General features: G+C 66.1%; 12 protein-coding genes. 10 read left to right on the forward strand and 2 right to left on the reverse strand.

Going from position 1 to position 11686, the window contains the following annotated elements:
- A partial coding sequence (locus VEY12_02855; GenBank protein ID HYM39072.1) for an aldehyde dehydrogenase family protein occupies positions 1 to 309 on the forward strand: 309 nt, incomplete at its 5' end.
- A gap of 34 nt (positions 310 to 343) precedes the next feature.
- Here the strand turns inward: VEY12_02855 and VEY12_02860 are convergent.
- A complete protein-coding gene (locus VEY12_02860; protein ID HYM39073.1) occupies positions 344 to 1762 on the reverse strand; it encodes a class II fumarate hydratase in 1419 nt (472 codons plus the stop codon).
- 134 nt (positions 1763 to 1896) lie between these two features.
- Here VEY12_02860 and VEY12_02865 point away from each other — a divergent pair, with 134 nt between their 5' ends.
- The 5 genes from VEY12_02865 to VEY12_02885 all read left to right on the forward strand — a co-directional run bounded on the left by VEY12_02865 (position 1897) and on the right by VEY12_02885 (position 7619).
- Positions 1897 to 2733 (forward strand): fumarate hydratase, encoded by an 837-nt coding sequence (locus VEY12_02865; GenBank protein ID HYM39074.1) that lies wholly within the window; start codon positions 1897 to 1899, stop codon positions 2731 to 2733.
- Positions 2730 to 3299 carry a FumA C-terminus/TtdB family hydratase beta subunit gene (locus VEY12_02870; GenBank protein ID HYM39075.1) on the forward strand — a complete coding sequence of 190 codons (570 nt, stop codon included), beginning with the start codon at positions 2730 to 2732 and terminating at the stop codon, positions 3297 to 3299. Before VEY12_02865 ends, VEY12_02870 begins: the two co-directional genes overlap by 4 nt.
- Before the next feature lie 142 nt (positions 3300 to 3441).
- Complete coding sequence (locus tag VEY12_02875; protein ID HYM39076.1) at positions 3442 to 4422, forward strand: TFIIB-type zinc ribbon-containing protein; 981 nt, start codon at positions 3442 to 3444, stop codon at positions 4420 to 4422.
- A 235-nt stretch (positions 4423 to 4657) separates the two neighbouring features.
- Complete coding sequence (locus VEY12_02880) at positions 4658 to 6643, forward strand: 2-oxoacid:ferredoxin oxidoreductase subunit alpha (GenBank protein HYM39077.1); 1986 nt, start codon at positions 4658 to 4660, stop codon at positions 6641 to 6643.
- Positions 6633 to 7619 (forward strand): 2-oxoacid:ferredoxin oxidoreductase subunit beta, encoded by a 987-nt coding sequence (locus tag VEY12_02885; GenBank protein HYM39078.1) that lies wholly within the window; start codon positions 6633 to 6635, stop codon positions 7617 to 7619. The genes VEY12_02880 and VEY12_02885 overlap by 11 nt, the downstream gene beginning before the upstream one ends.
- On the opposite strand, the gene VEY12_02890 is transcribed toward VEY12_02885, so the two are convergent.
- Entirely contained in the window at positions 7597 to 8418 is an 822-nt protein-coding gene (locus VEY12_02890) for a helix-turn-helix domain-containing protein (GenBank protein ID HYM39079.1), read from the reverse strand. The two genes, VEY12_02885 and VEY12_02890, sit on opposite strands and share 23 nt — an antisense overlap.
- A gap of 406 nt (positions 8419 to 8824) precedes the next feature.
- On the opposite strand from VEY12_02890, the gene nuoB reads away from it, so the two are divergent.
- The 4 genes from nuoB to VEY12_02910 form a co-directional block, all read left to right on the forward strand.
- On the forward strand, positions 8825 to 9490 hold the full coding sequence (gene nuoB / locus VEY12_02895) for an NADH-quinone oxidoreductase subunit NuoB (GenBank protein ID HYM39080.1): 666 nt from the start codon (positions 8825 to 8827) through the stop codon (positions 9488 to 9490).
- Positions 9465 to 10322: a 4Fe-4S binding protein gene (locus VEY12_02900; protein HYM39081.1), complete on the forward strand. Its 858-nt coding sequence runs from the start codon at positions 9465 to 9467 to the stop codon at positions 10320 to 10322. Before nuoB ends, VEY12_02900 begins: the two co-directional genes overlap by 26 nt.
- Positions 10323 to 10404: 82 nt before the next feature.
- On the forward strand, positions 10405 to 11382 hold the full coding sequence (locus tag VEY12_02905) for a hypothetical protein (protein ID HYM39082.1): 978 nt from the start codon (positions 10405 to 10407) through the stop codon (positions 11380 to 11382).
- Positions 11379 to 11686 (forward strand): methionine synthase (locus tag VEY12_02910; GenBank protein ID HYM39083.1); only part of this gene is annotated, 308 nt, incomplete at its 3' end. The genes VEY12_02905 and VEY12_02910, both read left to right, overlap by 4 nt.

Raw genomic sequence — 11686 nt, forward strand, 5'->3', positions numbered from 1 at the left:
GAAGACGCCGTCGCGATCGCGAATTCCGTGAAGTACGGCCTCAGCTCGTCCATCTACACGAACGATTTGCTCTGGGCGTTCCGGGCCATGCAGGATCTCGAGGCGGGGATTACCTACGTGAACGCGCCCACGATTGGCGCGGAGGTTCAGCTGCCTTTCGGCGGGACGAAAGAGACGGGGCCCACAGACACCCGGGAGGCGGGCACGACGGCCCTGGAGGAATTCACGTACTGGAAGACGATCTACGTGGACTACTCGGGTCGGCTGCAGAAGGCCCAGATCGACACCGCCAAGCTGGTGGGCGGGTAGGCGGTCAATAGGTTGCCACGACTGCGGTGGAAGCTCAGCCGCCGCCGCTGCCGAGGAGGTCCTTGCTTGGCGCGGTCAGGTGCTTCGGGTCGAGGACCTTCTCCGCCTCCTCGGGCTTCAGGATCCCCTTCTCGATCGCGATCTGCTTGACCGACTTGCCCGTCTTGCCCGCTTCCTTCGCGATCTCCGCGGCCCTCTCGTACCCGATCAGCGGGTTGAGCTTCGTCGAAATGGCCGGGCTCGACTCCGCGTACTTGAGCAGGAGGTCCACGTTCGCGGTGATGCCGTCGATGCACTTGTGCGCGAACACCCTGGCCACGTTGGACAGGAGCTCGATGTTCTGCTGGAGCCGGTGGGACATGACCGGCATCATCGTGCACAGGTCCAGGTTCGAGTGCGTGTTCGCGATGGTCACCGTTGCGTCATTCCCGATCGCGGTGACCGCGACCTGCATGACCGCCTCGGGGATCACGGGGTTCACCTTTCCGGGCATGATCGACGAACCCGGTTGGACCGCGGGGAGGTTGATTTCCCGGAGTCCCGTATGCGGGCCCGACGAGAGCCAGCGTAGGTCGTTCGCGATCTTGAGCATGGAGACCGCGACCGTACGGATCGCGCCGCTCGCCTCCACGAGGGAGTCTTGGGCCATCTGGGCCTCGAAATGGTTCTCCGCGACCCGGAACTTCGCGTTCGTCGCGCCGCCGATCTTCTCGACCACGCGTCCGGGGAAGTCGGGATGGCTGTTGATCCCCGTGCCCACGGCGGTCCCGCCGATCGCGAGCTCCGTGAGGGACGCCCGCGACGCGGTCACGCGGCGGATGCCGTGGTCGATCTGGGACTGGTAGCCGGAGAACTCCTGGCCCAGGCGGATGGGCGTGGCATCCATGAGGTGCGTGCGGCCCGACTTGACAATGGGATCGAACTCCTTCGCTTTGCGCGCCAGGCTCTCCTCGAGTTCCCGGAGGGCGGGCAGCAGGTCCTGGTCGATGGCGATGACCGCGGCTACGTGGATCGCGGTCGGGATCACGTCGTTCGACGACTGGCCCATGTTCACGTGGTCGTTCGGATGGACGGCCCCCTTCTCGCCGAGCGCGGTGCCCAGGATCTCGTTCGCGCGGTTCGCGATGACCTCGTTCGCGTTCATGTTCGTCGACGTGCCGCTCCCGGTCTGGTAGATGTCGAGGGGGAACTGCTCGTCGAGCTTCCCGTCCATGACCTCCTGGGACGCTTGGACGATCGCCTTGCCGATCTTGGAGTCCAGCAGCCCCAGCTCCATGTTCGTCTGGGCGGAAGCCATCTTGATGAGGCCCAGGGAGTAGATGAACCGCCGGCCGAAGCGGATCCCGCTGATCGGGAAGTTCTCAATCGCGCGTTGCGTCTGGACGCCCCAGTACGCGGTCTTAGGGACCTTGAGTTCCCCGAGGAAGTCCTTCTCGACTCGATACTCCGTCATGACGAGCCCCGGATTTCCGACAGGGAACAGGGCGTATTAACCTTGCCCACTCGCGATGGGAAATATGTATTCCACGGGCCGAGGGTTCATCTCGGCGACGGCCGCAACGGGGCGCGAGGCGGAGCGCGTTGCGCGTGATTTCCACGGATCAGGTTCGCCGGACGGTGCGGGACCTGTACAAGCAGGCATGCGTCGTCATCAACCCCGAGCTCAAGGCCGCCTTCGTGCGGGCGGCGAAGGAGGAGCCCTCGCCGCAGGGGCGCGAAATCCTCGCGATGCTCGTGGACAACTCCGAACTCGCCCAGCGCGAGAACCTCCCCATGTGTCAGGACACGGGCATCGCCGTGGTGTTCCTGGAGCTCGGCGAGGACGTACGTTTCGACAAGCCCGGGCTCCTCGACGCCGTGAACCAGGGTGTCCGCGAGGCGTGGAAGGAGCAGTACCTCCGAGCCTCCCTCGTCAAGGACCCGCTCCGCCGCGGGAACACGGGCGACAACACACCCGCCATGGTCCACCTCGACCTCGTCCCCGGCGACCACTTGAGGATCGTCGTCGGTGCAAAAGGCACGGGCGCGGAGAACATGTCTAAGACGAAGATCATGAGCCCGTCCGCGGGCGTGGAGGGCACCAAGGCATTCCTGCTGGAGACCGTGAAGGCCGCCGGGCCGAACGCCTGTCCGCCGCTCGTGCTGGGCATGGGGATCGGTGGGAACTCCGAGGAGGTCACGCTGCTCGCGAAAAAGGCGCTGTACCGCCCGCTCGGATCGCCGAACCCGGACCCCTATTACGCTAACCTCGAGAAGGAATGGCTCGCGGCCGTGAACCGACTCGGCGTGGGCCCGCAGGGACTTGGGGGCGGGACGACCGCCCTCGCCCTGCACATCGAGGCGAAGTCCTGCCACATCGGCGCCCTGCCCGTCGCGGTGAACATCGACTGCCACGCGCACCGCCACAAGGAGGCGGTCCTGTGAGCGACCGGATCGAGCTGCGACCCCCTCTCAAGGATGCAGACGTCGCAACCCTTTCCATCGGCGATCCCGTGACCATCACGGGCCTCCTATACGGAGCGCGGGACGCCGCGCACAAGAAGATGGTCGACTTGCTCGACGCGGGCAGGCCGCTGCCCGTGGACCTCCGCGGGCATATCGTGTACTACGTGGGCCCGACGCCGGCCCCGCCCGGCCGCCCAATCGGGGCCGCGGGGCCGACGACGTCCCTGCGCATGGACGCCTACGCGCCGCGGATGTACGAGTACGGCGTGAAGGCGACCGTGGGCAAGGGGAACCGCAACCAGGCCGTGATCGACAGCCTCGTCAGGCACAGGGCCGTCTACTTGATCGCGGTGGGCGGCCTCGGCGCGACCCTGTCGCAGCGGATCAAGTCCGCGAAGGTGATCGCCTACCCCGAACTGGGAACGGAAGCCCTCTGGGAGTTCCGGGTAGAGGATTTCCCCGCGATCGTGGCCAACGACACGAAGGGCCGGGACGTGTTCAAGGAAGGCCAAGAGGTCTGGGCCAAGAAGCTCGCCGTGGCTTGAGACCCGTCCATGGGCGCGCTTCCAGTGGTCCATTCTTCGAACCGACCCGCGGCCCTGAATGCTTGTCACCACAAAGGATGACAAGCACTCTTATAATCCCGTTATATTGGCGGAGGGCAGCAAGTGAGTGGGGGAATCAAGCGTGCCCAGCGTGCCCCGGGCGGACCCGGTCGTCGACGAGGACCGGACCTGCCCCGAATGCAAGAGCGACCATCTGGTGCTAGACTATACCCGCGGGGAGCTCGTCTGCGACTCCTGCGGCCTCGTCATCCGGGACAGCACGATCGATGAGGGCCCCGAATGGTCCGCCTACTCGGTCGAGGAGAACGATCGGCTCGCCCGCACGGGCGCGCCGCGGAGCTACGTGGCGGGCTCGTCCGGCCTGACCACGGTCATCCCCCTCGCGAACAAGGACGCCCGGGGGAACACGATCCCGCTCCGAGAGCGGGAGAAGTTCTACCGCATGCGGAAGCTCCAGCGCCACTCGGGCCACTCCCGCCCCGGGGAGCGCAGCCTGCCCGAGACCATCCGTGCGCTCGACCGGGTGGCCTCCCTGATGGGCCTCCCCCGGCCCGTGAAGGATGAGGCGGGTTTCATCTGCAAGAAAGCGCTCGAGAAGGGACTCGTCCGCGGGCGGTCCATCGAAGGCATCGTGGCGGCTGCGGTCTACGCGGCGTGCCGGATCGACGGCGTGCCCCGCACGTTGGACGAGCTGCAACAGGTCACCGGCGTGCGCAAGAAGACGATCGGCAAGGCGTACGGTGCGCTCCTCCGCACCTTGACCCTACGCGTGCCGCCATCCCATCCCACGGACTATGTGAGCCGGTTCTGCTCCAAGCTGAGCTTGAGCAACAACGTGCAGACCGAGGCGCTCAAGATCCTCAAGGAGCTGGAGAAGGTCGACAGCTCCATGTCCCTCTCCCCTGCGGGAACCGCCGCGGCCGCCATCTACCTCGCGTCCCTCTCGTGCGGCGAACGTCGGCCTCAGAAAGCGATCGCCAAAGTCGCCGGCGTCAGCGAGGTCACGCTCCGGAACCGCTTCCAGTTCATGGAGGACTTCATGCAGCAACTCACGCTGCCACGGGGTCGCGCGCCAAAGGTTGCCACGCCGAGCCCACCGTGAGAGACCACCGCCTCGGGAAATTTCGGTTCGCGCTCTCCCGGTCTCAGCTTTTGAAAAATGAGACAAAAGCTTTGTAAGGCGCGACCATGTGCGTTAGCCCAGGGACGAGCGTGCACGATCGAGTGGTGGTCCTGGCAGTCGCAGGGCTTTTGGCTCGAATCGTTCAAGAACCCCTCGCCCCATCGCCGACCCGCGGCGGACGACCGCGGAATTGTGTCTCGAGCCTCGTGATCCTATGAGCGCGAAGACCCCCAGAACCAATGACCTCTCCTGGATGATCGGTGGTGCCCAGGGGAGCGGCGTGGATTCCTCAGCGAATGCCTTCGCGCGGGCCTGCGCCCATGCGGGCCTGAACGTGTTCGGGAAGCGCGAGTACTACTCGAACATCAAGGGCGAGCACTCCTACTTCACCGTACGGGCGTCCTCCCACGTCGTGCGGTCCCACATCGACGACATCCACCTGCTCGCGACGTTCGACGCGGAGACCGCGTTTCGCCACGCGCGGGAGGTCGTCGACGACGGCGCGATCATCTACGACCCGAGCCAGGGGAAGACGAAGGTCTCGGACATCCCGACGATCGAGCATCGCCTCAAGGATGAACTCAAGACGTACCTGATTGCCCGGGGCGTGGGCGAGACGCTCGACGACCTGCTCAAGGCGGCGAGCCAGCGCGGCGTGACCTTGATCCCGATTCCCTACAACGATCTCCTCGAGCAGATTGCGGACGAGTTCCACGTCGACGCGCTGAGCAAGATCGCGCGGATGATCAACATGCTCGCGGTCGGCGCGTCCCTCGGCGTCGTGGGCCTCCCCTTCGACTACACGATCCAGGCCCTGAACGATGTGTTCCGGAACAAGAAGGCCACCGTCGACATGAACGCCGCAGGTGCGCGGAGGGCGTACGAGATCGGGAAGACGCTCGCCCCGGACTTCGGCTACCCCCTGACCAAGATGGCGCGGAAGGAGCCGCGGCTCTTCCTCACGGGCAGCCAGGCGGGCGCCCTGGGGAAGCTCTACGGGGGGCTGCGCGTCCAGACGTACTACCCGATCACACCGGCCTCCGACGAGAGCGAGTTCCTGGAGGCCAACGAGGTCCTGGACCTGGACGGCCACAACGTGCCCGAGCTCGAGGACGCCTCCTTCGTCAAGGAGAAGGGGGCCTCGGTCCTCGTCGTGCAGACGGAGGACGAGATCGCCGCGATCACGATGGCCATCGGCGCGGCCCTCACGGGCGCGCGGGCCGCGACGGCGACCTCGGGCCCCGGTTTTTGTCTCATGATGGAGGGCATCGGGTACTCGTCGATCAACGAGATTCCGGTGGTCATCACACTGTACCAGCGGGCGGGCCCAAGCACGGGCATGCCGACCCGCCATGAACAGGGCGACCTCCGGTTCGCCCTGCACGCCGGGCACGGCGACAGCCCCCGGATCCTCCTCGCCTCGGGCGACTTCGAGGAGATGATCCGGGACGGCCTCCTCGCCTTCAACTACGCGGAGCGCTACCAGATGCCCGTGATCCACATGGTGGACAAGGCGCTCGCGAACAACAGCGGCACGGTCCCCATGCCCGATCTGACGGACTTGCGCATCGACCGCGGCCGCATGGTCGTCGACGGGAACGGCTTCGGTCCCGAGCACCCGTACCACCGCTTCGAGCTCGGAGACAACCCCATTTCCCCGCGGGCGGTGGTCGGCCAGCACGGCACTCTGTTCTGGAACACGGGCGACGAGCACGACGAGACGGGTCACATCACGGAGGACCCTGGGCTTCGGGACATGATGATGGAGAAACGGGAGGCGAAGCTGCAGCTTGCCGGGAAGGAGATCCCGGATTCCGTGAAGTACCACTATTTCGGCGCCAAGGACGCGGAGACCGTGCTCGTGAGCTGGGGTTCCACGAAGGGCCCCATCCTGGACGCGCTCGACCGGCTCCTCGCCGAGAAGGAGTCCGTGGGCTTCCTCCAGCTCCGCCTGCTGAATCCCTTCCCCTCCGAGGCGGTCCTCGCGTACCTGGCCAAGGCGAAGCATCGCGTGGACATCGAGATGAACTTCAGCGCGCAGCTGGGCGGCCTGATCCGGGAGCGCACGGGCATCGAGCCGACCCACCTGGTCGTCAAGTACAACGGCCGCCCCATGTCCAACACTGAGGTCCACGACGCGATCAAGGCGATCATCCGCAACCAGGCCCCGCACAGGACGGTGCTCACCCATGGCGCTTGAGCAGGTCCTCAAGGCCGCGGACTTCGCCACGGAGGTCCACAACGACTGGTGCCCGGGGTGCGGGGACTTTGGCATTCTCCGCACGGTCCAGATGGCCCTCGCGGAGATGAAGCTCGACCCGTACCGCGTGGCCATGGTCTCCGGGATCGGCTGCTCCGCGAAGACGATCCACTACATCAAGACGTACGGGATCCACACGTTGCACGGCCGCGTCCTGCCCGTGGCCCAGGGGATCAAGCTGGCGAACCCGAACCTCGAGGTCATCGCCGTGGGCGGCGACGGGGACGGCATGGGGATCGGCGGCGCGCACTTCGTGAACGCGGGCCGGAGGAACCTGGACATGCTCTACATCCTGTACGACAACGGGGTGTACGGTCTGACCAAGGGACAGGCCTCGCCCACGCTCAAGCTCGGCGTCCAGACGAAGTCCCTGGCCCACCCGAACATCAACGAGGCCGTGAACCCGATCTGGCTCGCCCTCGCCGCGGGCGCGACGTGGGTCGGCCGCGGCTACTCGTACGACGTGAAGCATCTCAAGGACCTGATCGTCCAGGGTGTGCGCCACCAGGGGTACGCGTTCCTGGACGTCCTCCAGCCCTGCCCGACCTACAACGACATCAACACGAAGGAGTGGTACGGGGGCGAGGACCGCGCCGACCTGAACGGGGGCAAGCCCCTACCGCGGGTCTACAAGCTCGAGACCGAGGGGTTCGACCCCGTGGTCCACGAGCCTACGGACATCGAGGCCAAGGCGAAGCAAGCCCTCGAGAAGGCGCTCGAGTGGGGCGACCGGATCCCGATCGGCGTGTTCTACAACAACGAGCACGTGCCGGACATGGGGGAGCGCATCCGCCAGCGCATCCCAACGTACTTCCAGCACCCGCCCGCGGAGCAGCGGGTCGCGGGACCGAACGGAGAGCCCTTGACCGACCTGCGGAAGCTCTTCGGCCGCCTTACGGTCCCGCCTTCGGCATGATCCGGGGCGGCAGTACGCTCTCCCGCGGCCGTGGGTTCGTGCGCTTGCCCATCTCCCAGATCCGTTCCGCCATCTGGGCCATGGCCGCCGCGATCGCCGGGTCGTCCGTCCAGATCGCGATGTCCTCGCCCCGGAACCCCGAATCGTCGTCGGGGATCGGGTGGCTCATGAGGAACTGTTGGCCGTCCACCCCGTGCCGACACACGGGGGTGAAGAAGTCGATGTGGCGGATCTCGGAATGGCGGCTGAGGGCCGCAATGTCGGGCTCGTTGTCCGGGGTCGTGAAGAACGCGAACTTGATGGTCAGGCCGAGCGCCGCCTTCTCCTCGATTTGCTGGCCGAGACCGTGGAGGATGCGGGCCGGGCTGTGCGTGGAGCCGATCCCGATGATTTCCGTCTCCGCGCCCTCGTACATCTCCACGAGCTTATTGCGGACGTTCCTCCGCCCATAAATCGCCTCGAACCGGCCCGGGCGCGTGGGGACTTCAAGCGGCGTCACGCTGAACTCCTCCGCGAGCACGTCTGCGTTCGCCGCGATCTGAACGGCCTTCTGGCGGTACTCCGTCGCGAGCGCCTTCAGGTACCGCGAGAACGGCACGGCCTGGTAGCGCACGGGTCTCTCCGGCAGAATCTGGACCAGCCCTTTGGCGTGGAGTTGCCGCACGGTCGTGTAGATTCGCGTGCGAGGCACGCGGGAAATCGCGGGGATCTCGCTCGCCGTGGCGGTTCCCAGGTCGAGAAGGGCCAGGTACACGCGGGCCTGGTACTCCGTGAGCCCGAACCCTTCCAGCTTCTGCAAGCGGTCCTGGTTGATCGGCGTCCGAAGCCCCTCCGCGGCGGCTCCACTTCGGCGGCGCCATAAAAGATTGTCACCCTCCTGGGTGACAATCGAGTCTCGTCGACGCCCCGTCGTGCGAAGGTACGGGTGGCGAGCCCATCTCGTTCCCGCCGAGTCATCTGGACGGGTGCGGGCGCGCTGAGACGGCTCTGGCGTCCCGACGCTTGCAGCGCGAGGTGCGCGATCCCGGACGCGCTCGATTCCCGCAGGACCACCGATTCGGGCATCTTGCCCTGCCCCGCGGGGTCGCGCGAGCCCCTGCGATACCACGGCCCAACCTTTAAGCCCGGGCCTGCGTGGCAAGGGTTAAGAGGCCCACCGGTTTACGCCGCGCGTCGCGGCATCCGGAGGCCGCCAGGGACCCGCCATGATCCAGAGGCCGGAGCAGTCCAACATCGTCGGCCTGCGGTCCAGGGACTTCCTCAAGTGGGTCGACGAGAACATCGACGCGCCGCTGAAGCGTGGCCCCGGTGGCGCCATGGTCAAGAGGATGAAGCAGGGCCTGGTCGGGGAGTTCTTCAACTGGGCCAAGCGGAACTCGACGTGGCCCCTGCACTTCGGGATCATGTGCTGCGCCATCGAGATGGCGGCGACCTCGGACCCACGCTACGACGTCGAGCGCTTCGGCGTGATCTACCGGAGCTCGCCCCGCCAGTGTGATGTCCTGCTGCTCAACGGGCCGATCTCCCTCAAGCTCCGTCCCGCCGTGCGCCGGCTGTACGAGCAGATGGCGGACCCCAAGTGGGTCATCGCCATGGGGGAGTGCACAATCTGCGGCGGCCCCTACTACGACTCGTACAGCGTCGTGAAGGGTTCCTACACGTTCGTCCCTACGGACGTCTTCATCCCGGGCTGCCCCGTGCGACCCGAGGCGCTCATCGACGGTTTCCTCAAGCTCAGCGCGAAGATCAAGGCAGAGCGGAGCGGGTGGATCCGGACCAAGAAGGGACGCACGGTCAGCGCGCGCGAGGGCGAGCTCATGGACCTTCGCCAAGGAGACTACACGTATGAAGTCCCCCAAGTCCGACACTGACCTGACCGAGGTTCGGCCCACGGGGACCGTGCGCGGTATCGTCCGCCCCCTGGGCGCCGCGATCAAGAACACGCTGGTCACGCTCCCGGTGGTCAACAAGCTCGTCCCGGGCGGACGCAAGCCCGTGACCCATCTGTATCCGTACCAGAAGGTCGAGCTCCCGAGCGCGTTCCGCGGGCAGCACAGCATCGATTGGTACAAGTGCATCGGCTGCGAGCTGTGCGCCAAGGTGTGCCCGAACGAGTGCATCTACTTCGAGTTCCACGAGGTCGAGAAGGACGATCCCTACCTCCATCCGAGCCGCGCAATGCTCGACGAGATGAAGAAGATCATCCGGCGTCCCGCCGTGGACATCGGCCACTGCCTGTTCTGCGGCAACTGCATGGAGTACTGCCCCACGGACGCTTGGAACTTCACCCAGGAGTTCGAGCACGCGGACTACGCCCGCGAGGACCTGTATTACCGCAGCGAGGAGCTGCGCATGCCCGACGCGGTCTCGGACAAGGAGACCGTCCTCATCAACCGCATGGGGGAGCATCCCATCGTCGAGGCCGATGTCTGCATCGGCTGCCGCAAGTGCGAACGGGAATGCCCGACCCGCTGCATCGATATGCCCGACGGCCCGAACGACCGCAAGGGCAAGCCCATCGTGGTTCCCGAGTTCGACTACACGAAGTGCATCGGCTGCCAGCAATGCGTGGACGTGTGCCCCGTGGACTGCCTGTACATGGAGGAGATCGGGTACAAGGACCTCCAGGGGTTCTACCACATCAACAAGCAGGGTGAGGTCAAGCTCCTCGAGGAGCAAACCGAAGAGGCGCTCTCGAAGTGAGTGAGTCGGCATATTACTATTCCTTTCCGAATGTAGAACCTTTTATCCCCGGCCTCCTGTGGAACCGCGGCGGGACCCTCACATGGTTCGCACCACGGTGGTTGGATCGTATCCGCGGATTGGAGACACCCACGAGGAGCAGGCGCTGCGCCGAGCGATTGCTCGCTTCGATAAGGGCGAAGCCACGGAGGCAGACCTGCTCGCGGCCGAGCAGGACACGGTGCATGGGGTCCTCCGGGAGCAAGCCGAAGCAGGTGCTGATCTCGTTACGGACGGCCTGGTGCGGTGGAACGACAGCCAGAGCCACCTTGCCCGCAAGCTTGCCGGCGTGGAGGTCGGCGGCCTCGTCCGGTACTTCGACACGAACACATACTACCGGCAGCCCATCGTCACCGCGACCCTGGACTGGCGAGGGCCGATCCTTGTCGACGAGTGGCGGTTCGCCGCGGAGGCGTGCCACGCTCCCGTCAAGGCCGTGCTGACCGGCCCGGTGACCCTGGCGAGCCTGGCGCTCGACCGTCACTACGGGAAGCGGCGAGCGCTCGCCCTGGCGTTCGCGGACGCGCTCGCGGAGGAGGTCGCCGCACTCCAGGCCGCGGGCGCGGCCCACATTCAGGTGGACGAGCCCATTCTGACCCGCGAGCCGGAGGACCTGCCCCTGGTGGCCGAAACCTTCGAGCGCCTCGCTTCCCGCAAGGGGACCGCGGAACTCATCTTGGCCACGTACTTCGGAGACGTGGCCCGAATCTACCGTGACCTCCTGGAGATCCCGGCGGATGCCTTTCTCCTCGACCTCGTGCAGGGAGCGAAGACTTGGAGCCAACTGGTCAAACGCGGGTCCGAGAAACCGCTCGTCCTGGGCGTGGTCGACGCCCGAAACACGCGGCTCGAGGATCCGAGGGCTCTCGCAGCCCGAGTCCGGCGGCTCCAAGATTCGGTCGACCTCAATCGCTCCTACCTCGCACCGTCGAACGGGCTCGAGTTCCTGCCACGGGAGAAGGCTCGGCAGAAACTCGCCGTGCTGGTTGCCGCCGCAACGCGCATCGGAGGCGGCGCATGAGCGCACTTGAGACCACGAGCGTCGGGTCCCTGCCGAAGCCGGACTACCTGACCGCGGCGCGGGCCAAGGAGGCCGCCGGGAAGCTCAAGGCCGCGGAGCTTCGCGGACTCTCCGAAAGGGCGACGGCCGAGTGGATTCGGTTTCAGGAGGGCATCGGGATCGACATCCTCGTGGACGGGGAGCAGTACCGCGGGGACATGGCCACGTACTTCGCGGAGAACCTCGAGGGGATGGAGATCTCCGGCCTCGTCCGCTCCTACGGGAATCGGTACTACAAGAAGCCCATCATCACGGGCGAGCTCGA

The organism is Thermoplasmata archaeon (genome assembly GCA_035632695.1).
Lineage (GTDB): Archaea > Thermoplasmatota > Thermoplasmata > RBG-16-68-12 > RBG-16-68-12 > RBG-16-68-12.

Coding starts and splice junctions, on each gene's coding strand:
- VEY12_02885 (HYM39078.1), top strand. CDS start 6,633: ATGGCGCTTGAGCAGGTCCTCAAGGCCGCGGACTTCGCCACGGAGGTC.
- VEY12_02900 (HYM39081.1), top strand. CDS start 9,465: ATGAAGTCCCCCAAGTCCGACACTGACCTGACCGAGGTTCGGCCCACG.
- VEY12_02880 (HYM39077.1), top strand. CDS start 4,658: ATGAGCGCGAAGACCCCCAGAACCAATGACCTCTCCTGGATGATCGGT.
- VEY12_02860 (HYM39073.1), bottom strand. CDS start 1,762: ATGACGGAGTATCGAGTCGAGAAGGACTTCCTCGGGGAACTCAAGGTC.
- VEY12_02905 (HYM39082.1), top strand. CDS start 10,405: ATGGTTCGCACCACGGTGGTTGGATCGTATCCGCGGATTGGAGACACC.
- nuoB (HYM39080.1), top strand. CDS start 8,825: ATGATCCAGAGGCCGGAGCAGTCCAACATCGTCGGCCTGCGGTCCAGG.